The sequence below is a fragment of the Pseudokineococcus sp. 1T1Z-3 genome, assembly GCF_037482365.1.
Lineage (GTDB): Bacteria > Actinomycetota > Actinomycetes > Actinomycetales > Quadrisphaeraceae > Pseudokineococcus.
The window spans coordinates 555,306-576,184 of record NZ_JBBHZF010000026.1 but is presented as its reverse complement, the minus strand read 5'-3'; the positions used below and the strand labels follow the sequence as shown (position 1 = coordinate 576,184).

At 75.4% G+C, this 20,879-nt stretch carries 19 protein-coding genes and 1 riboswitch; of the genes, 15 read left to right on the top strand and 4 right to left on the bottom strand.

Going from position 1 to position 20,879, the window contains the following annotated elements; translation table 11 throughout:
• The first annotated feature begins 116 nt into the window (after positions 1-116).
• Positions 117-1,649 carry an ABC transporter permease gene (locus WDV86_RS14745; protein WP_339568394.1) on the top strand — a complete coding sequence of 511 codons (1,533 nt, stop codon included), beginning with the start codon at positions 117-119 and terminating at the stop codon, positions 1,647-1,649.
• A complete protein-coding gene (locus WDV86_RS14740) occupies positions 1,646-2,740 on the top strand; it encodes an ABC transporter permease (RefSeq protein ID WP_339568393.1) in 1,095 nt (364 codons plus the stop codon). The genes WDV86_RS14745 and WDV86_RS14740 overlap by 4 nt, the downstream gene beginning before the upstream one ends.
• Positions 2,741-2,762: 22 nt before the next feature.
• On the opposite strand, the gene WDV86_RS14735 is transcribed toward WDV86_RS14740, so the two are convergent.
• A complete protein-coding gene (locus WDV86_RS14735; protein ID WP_339568392.1) occupies positions 2,763-3,401 on the bottom strand; it encodes a hypothetical protein in 639 nt (212 codons plus the stop codon).
• 36 nt (positions 3,402-3,437) lie between these two features.
• Between WDV86_RS14735 and WDV86_RS14730 the strand changes: the two genes are divergently transcribed.
• The 11 genes from WDV86_RS14730 (at position 3,438) to gcvP (ending at position 14,538) form a co-directional block, all read left to right on the top strand.
• A complete protein-coding gene (locus tag WDV86_RS14730; RefSeq protein WP_339568391.1) occupies positions 3,438-5,222 on the top strand; it encodes an ABC transporter ATP-binding protein in 1,785 nt (594 codons plus the stop codon).
• A 143-nt stretch (positions 5,223-5,365) separates the two neighbouring features.
• Positions 5,366-6,016, top strand: coding sequence for a CDP-alcohol phosphatidyltransferase family protein (locus WDV86_RS14725; RefSeq protein ID WP_339568390.1), 651 nt, complete (start codon positions 5,366-5,368; stop codon positions 6,014-6,016).
• Positions 6,013-6,903 carry a DUF881 domain-containing protein gene (locus tag WDV86_RS14720; protein ID WP_339568389.1) on the top strand — a complete coding sequence of 297 codons (891 nt, stop codon included), beginning with the start codon at positions 6,013-6,015 and terminating at the stop codon, positions 6,901-6,903. The genes WDV86_RS14725 and WDV86_RS14720 overlap by 4 nt, the downstream gene beginning before the upstream one ends.
• On the top strand, positions 6,900-7,232 hold the full coding sequence (locus tag WDV86_RS14715; protein ID WP_339568388.1) for a small basic family protein: 333 nt from the start codon (positions 6,900-6,902) through the stop codon (positions 7,230-7,232). The genes WDV86_RS14720 and WDV86_RS14715 overlap by 4 nt, the downstream gene beginning before the upstream one ends.
• Positions 7,229-8,026: a DUF881 domain-containing protein gene (locus tag WDV86_RS14710; protein ID WP_339568387.1), complete on the top strand. Its 798-nt coding sequence runs from the start codon at positions 7,229-7,231 to the stop codon at positions 8,024-8,026. The genes WDV86_RS14715 and WDV86_RS14710 overlap by 4 nt, the downstream gene beginning before the upstream one ends.
• A 150-nt stretch (positions 8,027-8,176) precedes the next feature.
• The gene (gene gcvH, locus WDV86_RS14705; protein WP_339568386.1) at positions 8,177-8,593 is read left to right on the top strand and encodes a glycine cleavage system protein GcvH; all 417 of its coding nucleotides are present in this window, start codon (positions 8,177-8,179) and stop codon (positions 8,591-8,593) included.
• A gap of 101 nt (positions 8,594-8,694) precedes the next feature.
• The gene (locus tag WDV86_RS14700) at positions 8,695-9,186 is read left to right on the top strand and encodes an FHA domain-containing protein (protein ID WP_339568385.1); all 492 of its coding nucleotides are present in this window, start codon (positions 8,695-8,697) and stop codon (positions 9,184-9,186) included.
• Positions 9,183-9,917: a transcriptional regulator FtsR gene (ftsR, locus tag WDV86_RS14695; RefSeq protein WP_339568384.1), complete on the top strand. Its 735-nt coding sequence runs from the start codon at positions 9,183-9,185 to the stop codon at positions 9,915-9,917. Before WDV86_RS14700 ends, ftsR begins: the two co-directional genes overlap by 4 nt.
• 81 nt (positions 9,918-9,998) lie before the next feature.
• Positions 9,999-10,520, top strand: a complete 522-nt coding sequence (locus WDV86_RS14690; RefSeq protein ID WP_339568383.1) for a bifunctional nuclease family protein — start codon at positions 9,999-10,001, stop codon at positions 10,518-10,520.
• Between the two features lie 184 nt (positions 10,521-10,704).
• On the top strand, positions 10,705-11,301 hold the full coding sequence (locus WDV86_RS14685; protein ID WP_445263067.1) for a MerR family transcriptional regulator: 597 nt from the start codon (positions 10,705-10,707) through the stop codon (positions 11,299-11,301).
• A 69-nt stretch (positions 11,302-11,370) separates the two neighbouring features.
• Positions 11,371-11,479, top strand: a riboswitch (glycine riboswitch).
• 101 nt (positions 11,480-11,580) lie between these two features.
• Positions 11,581-14,538: an aminomethyl-transferring glycine dehydrogenase gene (gcvP, locus tag WDV86_RS14680; RefSeq protein WP_339568381.1), complete on the top strand. Its 2,958-nt coding sequence runs from the start codon at positions 11,581-11,583 to the stop codon at positions 14,536-14,538.
• 272 nt (positions 14,539-14,810) lie between these two features.
• Here gcvP and WDV86_RS14675 read toward each other — a convergent pair whose 3' ends face one another.
• On the bottom strand, positions 14,811-15,524 hold the full coding sequence (locus tag WDV86_RS14675) for an anti-sigma factor (RefSeq protein WP_339568380.1): 714 nt from the start codon (positions 15,522-15,524) through the stop codon (positions 14,811-14,813).
• Positions 15,524-16,135 (bottom strand): ECF RNA polymerase sigma factor SigK, encoded by a 612-nt coding sequence (gene sigK, locus WDV86_RS14670; protein WP_339568379.1) that lies wholly within the window; start codon positions 16,133-16,135, stop codon positions 15,524-15,526. Before sigK ends, WDV86_RS14675 begins: the two co-directional genes overlap by 1 nt.
• A 302-nt stretch (positions 16,136-16,437) precedes the next feature.
• On the opposite strand from sigK, the gene WDV86_RS14665 reads away from it, so the two are divergent.
• Both WDV86_RS14665 and WDV86_RS14660 read left to right on the top strand, forming a co-directional pair.
• The gene (locus WDV86_RS14665; protein WP_339568378.1) at positions 16,438-17,685 is read left to right on the top strand and encodes a metallophosphoesterase family protein; all 1,248 of its coding nucleotides are present in this window, start codon (positions 16,438-16,440) and stop codon (positions 17,683-17,685) included.
• The gene (locus WDV86_RS14660) at positions 17,682-20,318 is read left to right on the top strand and encodes an AAA family ATPase (RefSeq protein ID WP_339568377.1); all 2,637 of its coding nucleotides are present in this window, start codon (positions 17,682-17,684) and stop codon (positions 20,316-20,318) included. Before WDV86_RS14665 ends, WDV86_RS14660 begins: the two co-directional genes overlap by 4 nt.
• A 16-nt stretch (positions 20,319-20,334) precedes the next feature.
• Here WDV86_RS14660 and WDV86_RS14655 read toward each other — a convergent pair whose 3' ends face one another.
• Complete coding sequence (locus tag WDV86_RS14655) at positions 20,335-20,838, bottom strand: hypothetical protein (RefSeq protein WP_339568376.1); 504 nt, start codon at positions 20,836-20,838, stop codon at positions 20,335-20,337.
• Positions 20,839-20,879 lie beyond the last annotated feature (41 nt).

Genomic DNA, 20,879 nt, shown 5'->3' with positions numbered 1-20,879 from the left:
CGTCGTGCGCACCTCTGTCCGCCAGCCACCCAGGCCAGCACCACTCAGGCCAGCACGACCCACGCCCGCACCATCCAGTCCGCAGCCACGTCCGCGCCAGGGAGGTCCCCCACCTGATGCTGCGTTTCCTGGTCCGTCGCTCTCTCACCGGTCTCGCCGTGCTGCTCGTGGCGAGCTTCTTGTACTACGTCGCCATCGCCGCCGTCATCGACCCCCTGGAGGACCTGCGCTTCACGACAGATCCCAACCAGGAGCAGCTCATCGCCGAACGGGTGGCCCTGCTCGACCTCGACACCCCTTCGCAGATCCGCTACCTGTCCTGGCTCGGCGCCTTCGTCACCGGCGACCTCGGCTCCAGCTTCCGGACGGGACAGGCCGTCACGACCATTCTCCAGGGCGCGGTCGTCTCGACCGTCCAGCTGCTGACGGTCGCCACGGTCGTGGCCATCCTGCTCGGCGTCAGCATCGGCATCGCCTCGGCGCTGCGGCAGTACACGGCCTTCGACTACTCGATCACCTTCTCCGCCTTCCTGTTCTTCTCGCTCCCGATCTTCTGGGTGGCGGTCCTCCTCAAGCAGTGGGGCGCCATCGGCTTCAACAACTTCCTGGGCGACCCCTTCTTCGGGCTCGTCGTGCTGGCGCTCGCTGGACTCGCGGCAGGGACTTTCTGGATGCTGGCGGTCGGCGGCTCGCCGCCACGACGGCTTGCGGTCTTCGTCGCCGGCGCCGCCTCCGCCGTCGGCGTGCTGCTGCTGCTGCAGCTCACCGGCTGGTGGAGCACGCCGCACATCAACCCGTCCCTGCTGGCCCCGCTCGGCGTCCTCACCGCCGTCGTCATCACGGCGCTCTCGACCGGTCTCGGGCACCGACGGGCGTTGGGCGCCTCGCTCACGGTCGTCGCCCTCGGTGTCCTGGCCTGGGTGCTCCTGACGCCCTTCCAGCTGTGGAACCCGGTGACCGCGGTGATGAGCTACCCGCTCCTCGTCGGCCTCGGAGCGCTCAGCGCCGTCGTCGGGGCTGGTGTCGGGTACGCGTGGGGCGGGCCGGACAAGGGGCAGGCGGCCCGCACGGCGGCCATCGTCGCGGTGTTCATGGCCCTCTACCTCGGGCTCGACCGCATGATGCAGGCCTGGCCGGCGTACTCGGAGGCCCTCAACGGACGCCCCATCGCGACGATCGGCGACGCGACGCCAGGCCTTGGTGGCAACTTCTGGATCGGGGCGATCGACGCGTACACCCACCTCGTGCTGCCGACCATCGTGCTGCTCCTGATCTCCTTCGCCAGCTACACCCGCTACTCCCGCGGCTCGATGCTGGAGACGTTGAACCAGGACTACATGCGCACGGCGCGCGCCAAGGGCCTCAACGAGCGCACCGTCGTCATGCGGCACGGCTTCCGCAACACGCTCATCCCGCTCGCGACGATCGTCCCCGTCGACATCATCACGCTGCTCGGCGGGGCGCTGATCACCGAGCGCATCTTCAACCGGCCCGGGATGGGCACCGTCTTCCTGCGCGGGCTGGACGAGGGCGACATCGACCCGATCATGGCCTACCTCATCATCGTCGGCGCCCTGGCGATCATCGCCAACATCGCCGCCGACGTCATCTACACCGTCCTCGACCCCCGGATCAGGGTGGACACATGAGCGCACCGACCACCTCCCGGGACGAGCAGAGGCCCGAGGAGCAGGACGAGCAAGACCTGGAGATGCGCGAGACCGCCGGCCTCTCCCAGGGGCAGATCGTGCGGCAGCGGTTCTTCCGCCACACCGGGGCCATGGTCGGCCTCGTCGTCTTCGTCCTCGTCCTGCTGCTCGCCTTCACCTCCATCGGCTTCTGGGGGTGGAGCGGCTGGTGGGACAAGAACTTCAGCAGCCGCTACCCGGTCATCACCGGGGGCGCGCCGACCCTGCTCCTGCCCTCCTGGCTCGGCGGGTCCGGGGGACTGTGGTTCGTCGCCGGCGAGCACCCCTTCGGCCAGGACCAGATCGGGCGCGACATCTTCGCCCGGGTGATGCGCGGCACCCAGACGTCGGTCGTCGTCATGATCGTCATGGGTTTCGTCGCCACGGTCATCGGTCTGCTGATGGGGGCGTTGTCCGGCTTCTTCCGCGGCAAGGTCGACCCCGTCCTCATGCGCTTCACCGACCTCATCATCATCTTCCCGACCATCGTCGTCGGGGCCATCCTCGGCCTGGCCTTCGGTGCGGCGAACCCCCTGCCGCTGGCCCTGGCGCTGGGGCTGCTCGTGTGGCCGCCGCTCGCCCGGCTCGTGCGCGGGGAGTTCTTCTCCCTGCGTGAGCGGGAGTTCGTCGACGCGGCCCGGGTCGCCGGCGCGAGCAACGCCCGCATCATCTTCAAGCACATGATCCCCAACGCCATGGGGGTCATCATCGTCAACACGACGCTGCTGCTCAGCCAGGCGATCCTCCTGGAGACGACGCTGGCCTACCTCGACTTCGGCATCACCGAGCCGAACGTCTCCCTGGGCACGCTGATCTCGCTGTACGAGTCGGCCTTCTCCACCCGCCCGTGGCTGTTCTGGTGGCCGGGCCTGTTCATCATCGTCATCGCGCTGTGCGTCAACTTCGTCGGCGACGGCCTGCGTGACGCCTTCGACCCGCGGCAGAAGAAGATGCCGTCGGCCCGCAAGATGCGCGCAGCCGCCCGCCGCGAGGTCGTCGCCCGTCAGGGCGGCGGCGGCGGGGCTCCTCGCGGCCCGGAGGCCGGGGCGTGAGGCAGGCCGCCGGGCGCGAGGGTCAGCCGACCAGCCGGCCGACCAGCAGCCAGCCGAGCGCGACGCCGAGCGCGACGAGCACGCTGACGTTCCAGCTGCGCTCGACCGGGATGTCCTCGCGCGGGGCGCCGAGGAAGCCGCGCGCCTGCAGGTCGCGCAGCACGCCGCCGGCCGCCAGCGCGACCGCGGACGCGTCGTTGCCGTGCGCCAGCGTCACCTCGGCGTCGCTGGCCTCCGCCCGGGCGTCGTCCTGCTCCTGCGAGCCGTCGGTGCCTCGGCGACGCCGGGGCGGCCGCAGCCGCGAGCCCATCCCGCTGTGGCCCGGCGCGGCCCACGCCGCGAAGGTGCCGTGCGTCGTCTCGACGCTGAAGGACCACCGGGAGTCCAACGCCGTCACCGTCACCCACGGGATCCGTACGGTGCGCAGGATGTCGGTGATGACCACCTCGGCGGGGTTCACCTCGACGGACGGCCGCCAGAACAGCGCCCACGCCAGCACCCCGACCAGGGCGAACACCCCACCCGAGCCCACCAGCGGGGCGAGCCCGCTGACGGCCGTCGACACGAGGGCCGTCGCGCAGACGACCACGACGCCGCCGGCGACCACCCGCCCGGCGACGGTCCGGAAGACCATCACCCCGTCCGCCTCCTGCTTCGCCATGGTGCGATCGTCGCACCGGCACACCGAGAGGTCCGCATGAGCCAGAAGACGATCGAGAACCTGGGCCCGGAGGAGGACGCCGAGCCGATCCTCGCGGTCCGCGACCTGAGCGTGGACTTCTTCGTCGACGGGGAGTGGGCGCCGGCCGCGGTCGACGTCTCCTACGACGTCCGCCCCGGGGAGGTGCTCGCCATCGTCGGGGAGTCCGGCTCGGGCAAGACGCAGTCCTCGATGTCCCTGCTCGGCCTGCTGCCGGGCAACGGCCGTTCCCGCGGCTCGGCCCGCCTGCGCGGGCGCGAGCTCGTCGGCATGCGGCAGAGCGAGCTGCGCAAGATCCGCGGCCAGGAGATCGCGGTGATCTTCCAGGAGCCGATGACGGCGCTGAACCCCGTCTACACGATCGGCTTCCAGATCGTCGAGGCCATCCGGGTGCACCAGGGGTTCGGCCCGGCCAAGGCCAAGGAGCGGGCGCTGGAGCTGCTGCGCCTGGTCGAGATGCCCTCCCCGGAGGAGAAGTTCAACTCCTACCCCCACCAGCTGTCCGGGGGGCAGCGGCAGCGGGCGATGATCGCCCAGTCCCTCGCCAACGACCCGGGGATGCTCGTGGCCGACGAGCCGACGACGGCCCTGGACGTCACGGTGCAGGCCGAGATCCTCGACCTCATGCGCGACCTGCGCAGCCGGATCCGCTCCGGCATCGTCCTCATCACCCACGACATGGGCGTCGTCGCCGACATGGCCGACCGCATCATCGTCATGCGGCACGGCAAGGTCGTGGAGTCCGGGACGGCCGACGACATCTTCGGCAACGCGCAGCACGAGTACACCCGCGAGCTGCTCACCGCCGTGCCCCACCTCGGCGCGCACACGGCCGCCACCGCAGGTGCCCGCGACCAGCGCGAGCGCCAGCTCGCCGCCTTCGAGGCCGCGCCCGCCGTCCTGCGGGCCCGGGACCTGGAGATCAGCTACCCCAAGCGCGGACGCACCCCGGCGTTCAAGGCCGTGCGCGGTGTGGACCTCACCATCGCCGAGGGCGAGGTCGTCGGTCTCGTCGGCGAGTCCGGGTCCGGCAAGACGACGATCGGCCGGGCTGCGGTGGGGCTGCTGCCCGTGACCGGTGGCTCGCTCGAGGTCGGCGGCGTCGAGATGCGCGACGCCAAGCCGCGGGACCTCAAGCCGCTGCGCAGGCGCGTCGGCTTCGTCTTCCAGGACCCGGGCGCCTCGCTCAACCCCCGCCTGCCCATCGGGGAGTCGATCGGGGAGCCGCTCCTGCTGCACGGCGGCCTGAAGGGCGCCGGGCTGGCCAAGCGGGTCGAGGAGCTCCTCGACGACGTGCAGCTCCCGCGGGCCATGCGCAACCGCTACCCGCACGAGCTGTCCGGCGGCCAGCGCCAGCGCGTCGGCATCGCGCGGGCGCTGGGCCTGCGGCCTGACCTGCTCGTCGCCGACGAGCCGACGTCCGCCCTCGACGTCTCCGTGCAGGCGCGCGTCCTCGAGCTGTTCCAGGAGCTGCAGCGCGAGCACGGCTTCGCGTGCCTGTTCATCTCCCACGACCTGGCCGTCGTCGAGATGCTCGCCAGCCGGATCGTCGTCCTGCACCAGGGGACGCTCGTCGAGGTCGGACCCTCCGAGCAGGTCGTCACCGACCCGCAGCAGCCGTACACCCAACGGCTCATCGCGGCCGTCCCGGTGCCGGACCTGGAGGAGCAGCGTCGCCGTCGCCAGGCCCGCGCCGAGCTCGTGGCCGCCGAGGCGGAGCGCGAGGACGCCACGCAGGCCGAGGGCTCGGAGCGGCCCGAGGCCGCACGCACGGCCGGGTAGCCGACCACCTCCGCCACCCGCCGCGGGCGGCGGAGGTGGCTCGCCAGGCCCGTAGGCTGGCCGGGCGACGCGCCGCGGGTGGCGCCGGTGACCGGACGGCGGGTGGGGTGGGCCGCGTGCGCAGGACAGATCGAGGAGGTGCTGTGGGCGCGTCGGGCGACACCGCGCCGGTGGCGGCGCCGGTGGACACCGAGGAGGTCCTCACCGTCCCCAACGCGATCAGCGCCGCACGCCTGCTGCTCGTGCCCGTCTTCGCCGTCCTCGTCGTCACCGAGCGGGACGGCTGGGCTCTGCTCGTGCTCGCCGTCTCTGGTGCCTCGGACTGGGTCGACGGGTACCTCGCGCGGCGCTGGCAGCAGACGTCGGCTCTCGGCCGCGTGCTGGACCCGGCGGCGGACCGCCTCTACATCGCCGCCACGCTCGTCGGCCTGGCCTGGCGCGACATCGTCCCGTGGTGGCTGGTCGGGCTCATCGCCCTGCGCGACGTCGTGCTCGCGGCCATGGTCCCCGTCCTCTCCCGCCACGGCTACGGCACGCTGGAGGTGCACTACCTCGGCAAGGCCGCGACCTTCTGCCTGCTGTACGCCTTCCCGCTCATCCTCCTGGCACAGGTCGGGGGCACCGTGGGCGCGGTCGCCGAGCCGATCGGCTGGGCCTTCGCCTGGTGGGGCACCGCGCTGTACTGGTGGGCGGGCCTGCAGTACACCCACCAGGTCCGGCTGCTCGTGCGCGACGACCGTTACGCGCCCGGGGTGGCCAGGCCGGGACCGGCGCCGCAGGCGGCGGGCTCGTGACGGGACGGCACGCCGCCGGGCAGGAGCCGGAGGACGTGCGCCCTGTGCGCCGCCCGGACGCCTCCATGGTGCTGCTGCAGGAGGTGATGGAGCGGCCGCTGGACCCGGCGTACGCCGCGGCGGCCGCCCGGCGGGGGGCCGCCGGGTCCACCTCCGGCCGGAGTCGGCGCGCGGTGGTGCTGACCGTGGCGCTGGGGGTCGCGGCCGGGCTGGTGACCGTGCTGGGCGTCGTCGACCTGAGGGCCCCGTCGGCGGCGGGGACGACGGCGGCGCTGCGGGCGCAGGTCGAGGAGAGGCAGGGGGAGGTCGGGGTGCTGGAGGGCCAGGTGGCGCAGGCGCGCACCGCGGTGCGCCGGGCCGAGGACGCCATCCTCGGCCCGGCACCGGGGGCCGACGGCATGCAGGCGCTCGCGCTGACGACGGGCGAGGTCGCCGTCGTCGGCCCCGGCCTGCGGCTGGTCGTCGACGACGCCCCGAGCGCCGGCGCCGACGCCTCCGGGTCCCCGCGCACCGACGCGCAGGCCGACGCGGGACGGGTCCGGGACCGAGACCTGCAGGTGCTCGTCGACGGCCTGTGGAGCGCCGGCGCCCAGGCCGTCTCCGTCGGCGGCCAGCGGCTCAGCGCCCGCACGGCGATCCGCGGTGCCGGTGAGGCCGTGCTCGTGGGCTACCAGCCGCTCGCCCCGCCCTACGAGGTGCTCGCCGTCGGCGCCCCGGGCGACCTGGCCGCCGGCTTCGCACGCTCGGCCGGCGGGCGCTACGCCGTCGCGCTCGCCGAGTACGGGATCACGGTCGACGTCACCCGCGAGGACGAGGTCCTGCTGCCCGCGGCGAGCGGGCTCCGGCCCGAGCTGGCCCGCCCGCTCGGCGGGGAGGACGGCTCGTGATCGCCGTCCTCGGCCTCGTCGTCGGGGTCGTCCTCGGCCTGGTCCTCCAGCCGACCGTCCCGGTCTTCGTCCAGCCCTACCTGCCGATCGCCGTCGTCGCCGCCCTCGACGCCGTCTTCGGTGGGCTGCGAGCCGTGCTCGACGGCGTCTTCGACGACCGGGTGTTCGTCGTCTCCTTCCTGTCCAACGTCGTCGTCGCCGCGCTCGTCGTCTACCTCGGCGACCAGCTGGGCGTCGGCTCGCAGCTGTCGACCGGCGTCGTCGTCGTCCTCGGCATCCGGATCTTCTCCAACGCGGCCGCGATCCGGCGGCACCTCTTCGGCGCATGAGCGCCTCCGACGGGCTCCCCGACCCCGCCGTCCCGGCGCCGTCCCCGCGCCGTACGGCGCTGGCTCGTCTGCGGTCGGCGCTGCGCCCACGGGGCTCGAGGGGGCAGGTGCTCGCCGGCGTGCTCTGCGCGGCGCTGGGCTTCGCGCTGGTCGTCCAGCTGCAGGTCACCCAGGAGTCCGGGCTCGACGGGCTGCGCGAGGCCGACCTCGTGCGCACCGCCGACGAGCTGGGCGACCAGCGCCAGCGCCTGGCCGCCGAGCTGTCCGACCTGGAGGAGACCCGGCGCGGCCTGGAGAGCGAGGGCGACCTGCGCGAGGAGGCCCTGCGCTCGGCGGAGCAGCGCCAGGAGGCGCTCGAGCTGCTCGCCGGCACCGTGCCCGCCGTCGGCCCCGGCGTCCGGGTGACCGTCACCGACCCCTCCGGCGGGGTCGGGCGGGTCCGCCTGCTCAGCGTCATCAACGAGCTGCGCGACGCCGGCGCGGAGGTCATCTCCGTCGGCGGCGTCCGGCTCGTCGCCTCCTCCGCCGTCGTCGACACCGCGGACGGGGTGCAGGTGGACGGCGAGCCGGTGACCTCGCCCTTCACCGTCCTCGCGATCGGCGACCCGGCCCGGCTGTCGGCGACCATCGACATCCCGGGCGGGGTCCTGGACCTGCTGGAGAACCAGGGCGCGAGCGTGACCGTGGAGCCGCGCGAGGAGATCCGCGTCACGGCGGTCGTCGACGCCCCCTCGGCGGGGCTGCTCGAGGCCGAGCCGGGGGGCGAGCCGGACGCCGGTGCCGACGACGGCTGAGCGGCCGCGGCGCCGCGGGCCTGCCGGGGGCTGGCATCATGCCCGGCGCCGGGCAGGGACCCTCACGAGCGGAGCGGCACCCGACCCGACCCACCCGACCCGACCCACCTGAGCCGACCTACCTCAGCCGACACGACCCGAGGAGCCCCCGTGGCCGACGCCACCAGCCCCACCGACCTGCCCGCGGACCTGCGGTACACGGCCGAGCACGAGTGGGTGCGCACGCTCTCCGAGGGAGACTCGGGGCTGGTCGTGCGGGTCGGCATCACGGCCTTCGCCCAGGACGCGCTCGGTGACGTCGTCTTCGTCCAGCTGCCCGACGCGGGCGCCGAGGTCGGGGCCGGGGAGAGCATCGGCGAGGTCGAGTCGACCAAGAGCGTCAGCGAGGTCTACGCCCCGCTGGCCGGCACCGTCTCGGCCGTCAACGAGAGCCTCGACGCCACCCCCGAGCTGGTCAACGCCGACCCCTACGGCGAGGGCTGGATGTTCGAGCTGGAGGGTGTGCCCGCCGACGCGGTGGAGGCCCTGCTCGACGCCGAGGGCTACCGGGCGACCACGTCCGGCTGAGCGCGGTGCACCACCGCGGGGGTGGGGCGCCGGCACTACAGTGACGGGCCCGCGAGGGGGCGCGTCCATGCTGCCGCCGCGGGCACGAGCGAGGAGAGGCGATGAGCACGCAGGACCCCGGGCCACGGGACCCGGCGGACGCCACGACGACCAACCACCCCGTGCCCGGCCCGACCACGTCGTCGCAGCCCGCGCTCGAGGAGGCGGAGGGGTCGGCCGCCGGCGAGGAGCACGCCGCCGTCGGCTCCCTCCCCCCGGGGTCGGCCCTGCTGGTCGTCCAGCGCGGGCCCAACCAGGGCGCGCGCTTCCTGCTCGACGCGAGCCGCACGAGCGCCGGCCGCAACCCCGACAGCGACATCTTCCTCGACGACGTCACGGTCTCCCGACGGCACGCGGAGTTCCTGCGCGAGGGCGCGGGAGCGGCTGCCCGCTTCCTCGTCCGGGACGCAGGCAGCCTCAACGGCACCTACGTCAACCGTGACCGCGTGGAGCAGGTCGAGCTGTCCGCCGGTGACGAGGTGCAGGTGGGCAAGTACCGGCTCGTGTTCCACCCCTCGCCCGAGGCCACCGACGCCGCGGACGGTGACGCATGAGCTCGGCCGCGCGAGCGGCGCCCGAGACCGCGGCGACGGCGCGGCTGCTGAGCATCGGTGAGGTGCTGGGCGAGCTCGTCGCCGACTTCGCCGACGTCAGCGTCTCCAAGATCCGCTTCCTCGAGGAGAAGGGGCTGGTGGCGCCGCAGCGCACGGCCTCGGGCTACCGCAAGTTCACGGCGGGCGACGTCGACCGGCTGCGCACGGTGCTCGCCCTCCAGCGGGACCACTACATGCCGCTCAAGGCCATCGCCGAGCACCTGGACGCGCTCGACCGTGGGCTCGCGCCGTCCGCCGAGCCCGGCCGGCCGACGCTGGCCCCCCGGCCCGTCGACGACCAGGAGACGGGAGCCCTGTCGCCGATGCCGCGCCTGCGGCTGCGGCGGGCCGAGCTGCTCCAGGCCGCCGACCTCGACGAGCAGCTGCTCGGCGACCTGGAGCGCTACGGGCTCGTGGCGGCGGTCGACGGCCACTTCAGCGCCGACGACCTGGAGGTCGCCCGGACCGCCGGGGCGCTCGCGGGCTACGGCATCGAGGCCCGCCACCTGCGGTCCTTCCGCACGGCCGCCGAGCGGGAGGTCGGCCTCGTCGAGCAGGTCGTCACCCCGATGCGCCGCCACCCCGCGCCGGGGGCCACGGCTCGGGCGGACGCCGCCGCCGGCGAGCTGGCGGCCCTGTGCCTGCGCCTGCACAGCTCGCTGGTGCGCTCGGGGCTGGACCGGCTGGTCTGAGGACGCGCCCCGACGCCTCTGCCTCGACCGTCCTGCTCGCCCTCGACGTCCTGCTCGGCGGGGGAGGGCTACCGTGAGCGGGTGCGCGAGCTCGAGGTCGTCGGAGTCCGGGTCGAGATGCCCAGCAACCAGCCGATCGTCCTGCTGCGGGAGCAGGGCGGCGAGCGCTACCTGCCCATCTGGATCGGGGCGCCCGAGGCGAGCGCCATCGCCTTCGCCCAGCAGGGCGTCGTCCCGCCCCGGCCGCTGACCCACGACCTGCTCAAGGACGTCATCGGGGCGCTCGGGCGCCAGCTCGAGCAGGTGCGCATCGTCGCGGTGCGCGACAACGTCTTCTACGCCGAGCTGGTGCTGGACGGCGGCGTCGTCGTCAGCGCCCGCTCCTCCGACGCCATCGCCCTGGCCCTGCGGTCCGGCTGCAGCATCCTCGGCGCCGAGGACGTGCTGGAGTCCAGCTCGGTCGGTGTCCCGGAGGAGGAGGGCGAGGCCGACGAGGAGGTCGAGCGCTTCCGCGAGTTCCTCGACCAGGTCAGCGCCGAGGACTTCGAGGGCCCGGGCGGGGAGAGCGGCCCGGGCCCGGCCTCCGGCGGCGAGCGACCCTGAGCCTGGACGCCGGTGCCCCTCGAGGGAGGACGGCGCGACACGCCGTCGGCGCCGGGTCCGCGGTCGTTGACCCGCCCGGAGGGGGTGCGTACGTTCGCCCGCAGACGACCGCGGCGGGCACCAGGCCCCGATGCTCGGGCCCCGAGCAGCCGGCCCCCGCCCGCGGCGCGCGATGGAGGCGGCTGTGAGCACCACGGGTGACGCCAGCGGGGCGGCGAGGCGCCGACCCGCGGCCGCAGTCGCCGCCCAGGGCGTCCTGTTCTCCGAGGACCTGCCCGAGCTCGACGAGGAGGTCGGCTACCGCGGCGTCACGGCATGCCGCGCCGCCGGCATCACCTACCGCCAGCTGGACTACTGGGCACGCACCGGGCTGGTCGAGCCGGGCGTCCGCCCGGCGACCGGCTCGGGCACGCAGCGGCTCTACGGCTTCCGCGACATCCTCGTGCTCAAGGTCGTCAAGCGGCTGCTCGACACCGGCGTCTCCCTGCAGCAGATCCGCGCCGCGGTCGGCGCGCTGCGGGAGCGTGGCGTCGACGACCTCGCTCAGATCACGCTCATGAGCGACGGCGCGAGCGTGTACGAGTGCACCTCCGCCGACGAGGTCATCGACCTCGTCCAGGGTGGCCAGGGCGTCTTCGGCATCGCCGTGGGGCGGGTCTGGCGAGAGGTCGAGGGCACGCTCGCGACGCTGCCGGGGGAGCGGGCCGACGAGCCCGCCGAGTCGCCGGTCGTCGCGACCGACGAGCTCTCGGCCCGCCGCGCCGCCCGCGCCACTGGCTGATCCCAGGTCACCGGTCGGGCGGCGCACCCGCCCTGCCCGCTGGACCCGGGGTAGTCTCGACCCGCTGATCGACCCCGTGCGGGAGAGTCCCCGCGCACCCGCTCGTCGTGGCGGGAGCACGGGGCGCCGAAGGGGCAACTCCCCGGAACCTCTCAGGCGCCAGGACCGCACGGGTGAGGCGCTCTGGAGCCGACGGCGACAGAGGGGGAGCCCCGCCTGCAGGCGTGGCGACGTCGTCCGCGCCGGCCCTCCGCCGGTGCCGTCACCCCGGAGCCGTCGATGACCACGCACGTCCGCCCTGAGACCGCACCTGCCGCAGCGACGCCGGCGCCGTCCGGGGATGCCCCGCTGACCACCGGCACCTCCGGCGCCCTCGCCTTCGCCGACCGGCACGTGGGCCCCTCCGCCGAGGAGGTCGCCCGGATGCTCGACGTCGTCGGGCAGCCCAGCCTGCAGGCGCTCGTCGAGGCCGCCGTCCCCGAGCCGCTGCGCACCGGCCGGTCGGGGGAGCCGCTGGACCTGCCCGCCGCGGGCAGCGAGGCCGAGGTGACCGCCCGGCTGCGCGCGATGACGGACCGGACGACGGTGCGCCGCCCGATGATCGGGCTCGGGTACTCCGGCACCGTCCTGCCGCCGGTGATCCGGCGCAACGTGCTGGAGAACCCGTCCTGGTACACCGCCTACACGCCCTACCAGCCGGAGATCAGCCAGGGCCGGCTCGAGGCGCTGCTGAACTTCCAGACCGTCGTCACGGACCTGACGGGCCTGGAGATCGCGAACGCCTCGATGCTGGACGAGTCCACGGCGGCCGCCGAGGCCGTCACGCTCATGCGTCGGGCCAGCAAGGCGCCGAAGGACGCCGCGCTCGTCGTCGACGCGGACGTGCTGCCGCAGACGCTCGCCGTCATCCGCACCCGCGCCGAGGCCGTCGGGCTGCCGCTGCTCGTCCACGACACCCGCGACGGCCTGCCCGAGGGCGACCTGTTCGGGCTCCTGCTGCAGTACCCGGGCGCCTCGGGGCTGGTGCGCGACGACGCGGCGCTCGTCCAGGAGGCGCACGGTCGCGGCGCCCTGGTCACCGTGGCCGCCGACCTGCTGGCGCTGACGCTGCTGCGCCCGCCGGGCGAGGTCGGCGTCGACGTCGCCGTCGGCACGAGCCAGCGCTTCGGCGTCCCCATGGGCGGCGGCGGGCCGCACGCGGGGTACATGGCGGTGCGGCAGGGGCTGCAGCGCACGCTGCCCGGCCGCCTCGTCGGCGTCAGCAAGGACGCCGACGGCAACCCCGCCTACCGCCTGGCGCTGCAGACCCGCGAGCAGCACATCCGGCGCGAGAAGGCCACGAGCAACATCTGCACCGCGCAGGTCCTGCTCGCCGTCATCGCCAGCATGTACGCCGTCCACCACGGGCCCGACGGGCTCCGGCGGATCGCGGCGACGGTGCACGAGCGGGCGGTCGCCCTGGCCGGCATGGTCGCCGAGCGGGGCCTGGAGGTCGTCCACGCCGACGTCTTCGACACGGTGCTCGTCCGCGTGCCCGGGCAGGCCCGGGACGTCGTGGCCGCCGCCCGGGAGGCGGGCTACTGGCTGCGGCTCGTCGACGAGGACGTCGTCGGCCTGGCGTGCGACGAGACGACGACGCCGCAGGACCTCGAGCGCGTCGTCGCGTGCCTGCCGGAGGGCGTCGGGGGTGCGGACGACGTCGTGGTCGGCCTGCCCGAGGGGCTGCGCCGCACGAGCGAGTACCTCACCCACCCCGTCTTCGCCCTGCACCGCAGCGAGACGGCGATGCTGCGCTACCTCAAGCGCCTCGCCGACGCCGACTACGCCCTCGACCGGGGCATGATCCCGCTGGGCTCGTGCACCATGAAGCTCAACGCGACGGCGGAGATGGAGCCGATCGGCTGGCCCGAGCTGGCCGACACCCACCCGTTCGCGCCGGCCGAGGACCTCGCCGGCACGCACGCGCTGGTCGCCGAGCTGGAGGCCCAGCTCGCCGAGATCACCGGCTACGACGCCGTGAGCCTGCAGCCGAACGCCGGCAGCCAGGGCGAGCTCGCCGGGCTGCTCGCCATCCGCGCCTACCACCGCAGCCGCGGCGACGAGGGCCGCGACATCTGCATCGTGCCGACGTCGGCGCACGGCACGAACGCCGCGAGCGCGATCATGGCGGGGCTGCGGGTGGTGACGGTCGCGACGACGTCCACGGGCGACGTCGACCTCGCCGACCTCGAGGCCAAGGTCACCCAGCACGGCGAGCGGCTTGCCGGCGTCATGGTCACCTACCCCTCGACGCACGGGGTCTTCGAGGCCGGCATCACGCGGCTGTGCGAGCTGGTGCACGAGGCCGGTGGGCAGGTGTACGTCGACGGCGCCAACCTCAACGCCCTCGTCGGCGTCGCCCGGCCGGGCGCCTTCGGTGCCGACGTCTCCCACCTCAACCTGCACAAGACCTTCTGCATCCCGCACGGCGGCGGTGGGCCCGGCGTCGGGCCGGTCGCGGCCCGGGCGCACCTCGCGCCGTTCCTGCCCTCGCGGGAGGTCGCGGGCGGGGCGAGCGCCGGGGCGAGCGCGGCAGGCGGCGCCGGGCCGCAGGGCGTCGGCGCGGTCGCCGGGGCGCCGTTCGGGTCGGCCGGCATCCTGCCGATCTCGTGGGCCTACCTCGCCCTCATGGGCCCCGACGGCCTGCGACGGGCCACCGAGGTGGCGCTGCTGACGGCGAACTACGTCGCGGCCCGGCTGCGGGAGCACTTCCCGGTGCTGTACACCGGCGAGGGCGGGCTCGTGGCCCACGAGTGCATCCTCGACCTGCGGCCGCTGACCGCCGCCACCGGCGTCACGGTGGACGACGTCGCCAAGCGGCTGGTCGACCACGGCTTCCACGCCCCGACGATGTCCTTCCCCGTCGCCGGCACGCTCATGGTGGAGCCGACCGAGAGCGAGGACCTCGCCGAGCTCGACCGCTTCTGCGACGCGATGATCGCCATCTGCGCCGAGATCTCCGAGGTCGAGGACGGCCGCTGGTCGGTCGAGGACTCCCCGCTGCGGGGCGCGCCGCACACCGCGGCGATGCTCGCGGGGGAGTGGGACCGCCCCTACGACCGCGCCCGCGCCGTCTACCCCGCCGGCGTCAGCCCCCAGCGCAAGTACTGGCCGCCGGTCCGACGCGTCGACGGTGCCTACGGCGACCGCAACCTCGTCTGCTCCTGCCCGCCCGTCGAGGAGCTCGCCGGCCTCTGACCGCCGCTCCCGCCGTCCCCAGCTCCAGGTCCAGCTCCAGCTCCGCGATCCCCCATGGCACTTCGACGACTACCTGCCTTCCCGACGCCTCCCTCCCGGCGCTTCGACGTCGAAGTGCTTCGCGGAGACGATCCTTCCCGGCACTTCGGCGACGAAGTGCCGGGAAGGGAGGGCCGCAGGCAGCACTTCGGCGACGAAGTGCAGGTCAGGACGTGCGGAGGGGTGGGGCATCGACGTCGCGCGGTGCTCGCACGCCGCCCGCGCCGGCGGCGTCAGGTCGAGACGGTGGCGAGGATGTCGCTCGTGGGCTGCGGCGAGCCGCCGGCGGGCTCCTCGGTGATGGCGAGGGTGGCGCCGGCCGGCCAGTCGCCGACGTCGCCGACCAGGCTGCCGTCCTCGGCGGTCAGGAAGCCCTCGGGCACGGGGTCGCCGCCGTCCTGCAGGGACCACAGCTGGTAGACGCGGTCGGCCGGCAGGTCGGCGACCCCTTGGCCGAGGACGACGTACCCCCCGTCCACCTCGACCAGGGCGGCTGTACCGGTGGCGAAGTCACCCGCGGCGACGAGCGTCGGCGTCGGCTCGCCCCGCGTCGCGAGCGTGACGCCGAGCCCGACCGTCCCGGCGAGCAGGACGCCGCAGGCAGCAGCGAGCAGCCGCACGGTGCGGCGCTGGCGACCCGCGCTCTGCGCAGCGTGCCGCACGGGCTCGGCGGCGATCGGCGCGACCTGACGGGTCCGCGAGACCTCCTGCAGCACAGCGGTGCGCAGCCGCGGCGGGGGAGCGGCGACCACGGCGACGGCCAGGCGAGAGGCGGTCTCGGCGTAGGAGGCAGCCTCGGCGGCCGCCACGTCGTCGGCGCGCAGGAACCGCTCGACGCGGGCGCGCTCGACGTCGTCGACGGCGTCGAGGGCGTAGGCCCCCAGGAGATCGCGCACGTCGAGGGCGTCGTCGTCACCGCGGCGGACGCCGGGAGGGACGGTCGTCATCACGCCACCACGCCCATCTCGTCACGCAGACGGATGAGCCCGTCGCGCAGCCGCGTCTTCACGGTGCCGAGCGGGATGCCCAGGATCTCGGCCACCTGCCGGTGGGTGTACCCGCCGTAGTAGGCCAGCTCGACCGACTCGCGCTGGAGGTCGGTGAGGACGTCGAGGGAGCGACGCACGCGCTCGGCCTCGAGCCGGTGCTCGACCTCCTCGGCGACGACGTCGAAGGCCCGGTCGTGGTCACGGGCCGCGACCTTGTCCTCGCGGTCGGTGCTGGCCTGCGCCGAGCGGACGCGGTCGACCGCGCGGCGGTGGGCCACCGTGAGCACCCATCCCCGCGCGCTGCCGCGCTCCGCGTCGTAGCGCGGCGCCTGCCGCCAGACCTCCACCATGACCTCCTGCGTGACCTCCTCGGACTGCGCCGGGTCCCGCAGGACCCGCAGCACGACGCCGTAGACCGGCCCGGCGACGGCGTCGTACAGCGCCTCGAAGGCCTGCTCGTCGCCGCGCGCGACGCGGCGCAGGAGAGCGCCGAGGGCGTCCGTCGAACCCTCGGGCTCCTCGGAGCGCGAGCGACGACGCTCGGGCCGGAGGAAGGACACGGTGCTCACTGTGCCACCTCCTCCTCCCCTGGGCCCTGAGAACCGACCCCGGGGCTCCCGGGCGTCGCCGCGACCGCCGTGCACTCTCGTCCGGGTTTCGCCGTCGCCGCGCGGCACGATTGGTGGGTCGCCGGAACGGGGGACCGGTCCACCCGACCGGGTGAGCGGAGGGTGACCCGCCGCCGCGGGGACCGTCCGCCGCGTGTGCTCCGGGACGTCGTCGGACCCCGCGTCTAGCGTCGGAGGGGTCGGGCGCACCGCCGGGCAGGGGCGCCGACCGCGCCCCGTCGAGCGAGGAGGGTGAGGCGCGCGTGAGGTTCCTGCACACCGCCGACTGGCAGCTCGGCATGACGCGGCACTACCTGCAGCCGGAGGCGCAGGCGCGCTCGGCCGAGGCCCGGCTCGAGGCCGTCCGCGCGCTCGGACGGGTGGCCGCCGAGCACGGCTGCGCCTTCGTCGTCGTCGCCGGCGACGTCTTCGAGACCAACCAGGTGGGCCGCGACGTCGTCGCCCGCGCCTGCGAGGCCCTCGCCGAGGTCCCGGTCCCCGTCCTGCTGCTGCCGGGCAACCACGACCCGCTCGACGCCGGCAGCGTGCTGACCTCCGAGCGCTTCACCCGGCTGGCGCCCGACCACGTGCGGGTGCTGGACGGCACGCCCGTGGAGGTCGCCGGCGTGCAGGTGCTCTCGGCGCCGTGGCGCAGCAAGCGCCCGGTGGAGGACCTCGCCGCCCGCGCGTGCGCCGACCTCGACGACGGCACCGGGGACCGGCGCGCAGGCCTCCCGCACGTCCTCGTCGCCCACGGCGCCGTCGAGGCCTTCGGCGCCTCCTCGCCCGACCCCGCGGTCATCGACCTCGCCGCGCTGGAGCGGCGGCTCGACGCGGGGCAGCTGGACGCCGTCTGCCTGGGGGACCGGCACTCCACGACGGAGGTGGGACGGACGGGGCGGGTCTGGTACGCCGGGGCGCCCGAGCCCACCGACCACGACGAGCAGGACCCGGGCAACGTGCTCGTCGTCGACCTCGGCGAGCCGGGGAGGACGGCGGGCGCTGGCCGCGACGGGGCAGGCCGGCCGCCGCTGGTCGTCACGCGGGTCCCCGTCGGGCGCTGGCGGTTCCGGCGGCACCGGGTCGAGCTCAGCCGTGAAGAGGACGTCGACGACCTCGAGCGGCTGCTCGCCGGCCTGCCCGACAAGTCGAGGACGGCGCTCAAGCTCAGCGTCGTGGGCAGCCTGTCGCTGGCGCAGAAGGCGCGCGTCGACACCCTGCTCGACCACTACGGCGACCTGCTCGGCGCCCTGCAGGTGTGGGAGCGCCGCAGCGACCTCGTCGTCGTCCCCGACGAGGCCGACCTCGACGCGCTCGCCCTCTCCGGGTTCGCCCGCGACGCCGCCGAGGGGCTGGCCGTGCGGGCCCAGGCCGCCGTCGCCGCGGACCTCGCCGCGGGCGGCACGGGCGGCGAGCGCGGGCCGGTGCCGGTGACGGCGGACGCCGTCGCCGCGCAGGACGCGCTGCAGCTGCTGCACCGGCTCGCGGCGACGGGGGCGAGGTCGGCATGAGGGTGCTGCGGATGCGGCTGGAGAACTTCCGCGGGGTGGAGGGCGCGGAGATCTCCTTCGCCGAGTCCGGCGTCACGCTCGTCCACGGGCGCAACGAGGTCGGCAAGACGAGCGTCGTCGACGCCCTCGACCTCCTGCTGGACCAGTACGACAGCTCGTCGAAGCGCTCGGTCAAGGCGACGCAGCCGGTCGGGCGCGACGTGCCGACGGTCGTCGAGGCCGACATCCGTGCGGGTGAGCACCTGTTCACCTACCGCAAGCAGTTCCACCGGCAGACCTCCACGCGGCTGGTCGTCCACGAGCCGGCCGCCCTGCAGCTGGGCGGCCGGGAGGCGCACGAGGAGGTGCTGCGCGTCCTCGGCGAGCAGGTCGACCTGCCGCTGTGGCGGGCGCTGCGGCTCCAGCAGGGGGTGCCGCTCGCGCAGGCGGAGCTGGACGCTCGGCGCTCTCTCGCCCAGGCCCTCGACGCCGGCGTCGCCGCGAGCGTCGGCGGCGAGCGCGAGGAGACGCTCGTGCAGCGGGCGCAGGAGGAGTTCGAGCGGTACTGGACGCCCACGGGCGCTGCGCGCAAGGAGCGCCAGGGGCTCGACGACGCCGTGCGGGAGGCCGACGGGCGCGCCGCGGGGCTCGCCGCCCGTCTAGCCGACCTCGAGCGCACGGTCGAGCGGCTCGACCGGGCCCGCACCGAGGCCCGCGACGAGCGGGCCGAGGCGGAGGAGGACGCCGCCGCCGTCCGGAGCGCGCAGGCCCGGCTGGAAGAGCTCCGGCAGGTCGTGCGCGACGCCGAGGCGGCCGAGGTGGCGGTGACGACGGCCGAGGGGGCCCTGGCCCTCGCCGACGAGGTCTGCACCGGCCGCCAGAGGCTGGTGGCGCGGGCCGAGGAGCTCGCCGCGGACGTCGTCGGGCGCGAGGTCGCGGTCACGGCGGCCCGCGCCGAGGTCGACGAGGCGCAGGCCCGCGCGCGGCGCGCCGCCGAGGACCTGGCCGGAGCGGACGAGGCGCTCGCCTCCCGACGGGAGGAGGAGCACGCGGCGCGCCGCGCCGAGGAGGTGCTCCGCGAGGCGGTCGAGGTCGTCCGGCTGCGGGAGGTGCTGGCCCGGCACGCCGCCGCGGCGGAGGAGGTCGCCGCCGCCGAGGCCGCGTCGGTGGGCCTGACGGTCGACGAGGAGGCGCTGGCCGAGGTCGAGGCGGCGCACCGCGCCCACGCGGGTGCGGCCGCACGGGCCGCGGCGGCGGCCCCCGTCGTCGTGCTGTCCGGTGCCGGACGGGTCCTCACCGCCGACGGCGAGCAGGTGGTCGGCGACGCCCCGCTCGAGCTGCGGCTCGCCGGCGCCGCCTGGTTCGAGGTCGGCGGCGTCCGGGTGGCGGCCCAGCCGTCGGCGGACCAGGAGCGGGCCGAGGCGGAGGAGACCCGAACCGAGGCGGCGCTGCGGGCGGTCTGCGCCCGGCTCGGCGTCGAGGGGCTCGAGGACGCCGTCGCCGCCGCCTCCGCCCGGCGCCGCGCCGGGACCGTGCTCGAGCGGGCCCACGAGCAGCTGCGGACGGCCGGCGCGGGGGAGGACCTCGACGCCGCCCGACGGCGCGTGCAGCGCTGGGACGAGGCCGCGGAGGCGCCGGCGACGGCCGGGCAGGGGCCGGCACCTGCGGGAGCGGTGCCGGCGCAGGACCTCGACGACGGCGTCGTGCGCCGCACGGCAGCCGCCGAGGCTCTCGCCCGAGCGGTCGAGGAGCGGGTGCGCGCCGCAGCCCGCGAGGAGTCGGCCGGCACCGGCCTCGACGAGGCCCGGCGACGCCTCGCCGAGGCCGACCAGGGGGCCGAGGTCGTCCGCGTCCGGGCCGCGGCGGCCCAGGCCGACGTCGCCCAGGCCCGGCGGGAGGCGTCCGACGGGACGCTCGCCGAGCGGCTCGCCGCCGTCCAGCAGGCTCTCGTCGAGGCCGGCGGTGCTCTGGCTCTCGCGCGGGCGAAGGTCATGGGCGCCGGCGTCGAGGACGTCGAGGCCGACCTGACGCTCGCCCGCGAGCGCGCCGACCGCGGGCGCAAGCGCCTGCGCGGGCTCGAGGACACCGTGGCCGCGCTGGCGGCCGTCCTCGACGCCCAGGGCGGCAGCGGGCTGGTCGAGGAGCTCGCCGAGGCCCGCGCCGAGCACGAGCGGGCCCGGCGCGCCCTGGCGACCTGGGACCGTCGGGCCACCGCGGCGAGGACCCTGCACGAGGCGCTGCAGACCGCTCGGGCCGCGGCGCACACGGCCTACGTCGCGCCGTTCCGGGCCGAGCTGCAACGCCTGGCCGCCCCGGTCTTCGGCGCCGAGGTCCAGGTCGAGATCAGCCCCGACCTGCGCATCACGTCGCGCACGCTGGACGGCGTCACCGTGCCGTTCGAGCAGCTCTCGACCGGTGCCCGCGAGCAGCTCGCGCTGCTGGGACGCCTGGCCTGCGCCGTCCTGGTGAGCGGCGGGACGGGCGTGCCCGTGCTCGTCGACGACGCCCTCGGCTCCTCCGACCCCCGCCGCGTCGAGGGGATGGCCCGCGCGCTGACGCAGGCGGGCCGCTCGTGCCAGGTGGTGGTGCTCACCTGCGAGCCGCGGCGCTACCGCGACGTCGCCGTCGCCCGCACGCAGCGGCTCGACGGATGAGCCTTCCGTGGGCTCGTCAGCGGCGGGCGTCCTCGGGGACGGCGTACCGGCGGGTGAGCATCCACACCACCCGGGCCACCACGACGGCGGCGAAGACGGCGCTCAGCAGCCACCCCCACGGGCCGATGGTCGGCTCGGCCTGCTGCGCGGCCGAGGCCGAGAGGGCGCAGACCCCCGCGAGCAGGAGCAGCGCGGCGCCGGCGAGCAGGAGCATGTCCTCGGTGAGCAGCCGCACGAGCTGTTCCCGGTGCTCGGGGCGGCGCCAGACGCCGGCGTTCGGGACGTTCGCCAGCCGAGGCCACCTCCGTACCGCCGGGACGGCGCCGAGCAGGACGGCGACGACGACGGCCGCGGTGCCGGCCATCCCGGCCAGCCACACCCCCCGGGACGCGTAGGCCGTCGCCGACCCGTCCGCGTCGAAGAGCCGCGGCACCTGCTCCGGCAGGACCGCCGCCGACCACACGAGCACGCCGACGACCGCGACGACGCCGACGGCGAAGGCGGCCCTGGCGGTACCCATCGCACCACCGTAGGCGCCGGAGCAGCGGCCCTCGCCGACCC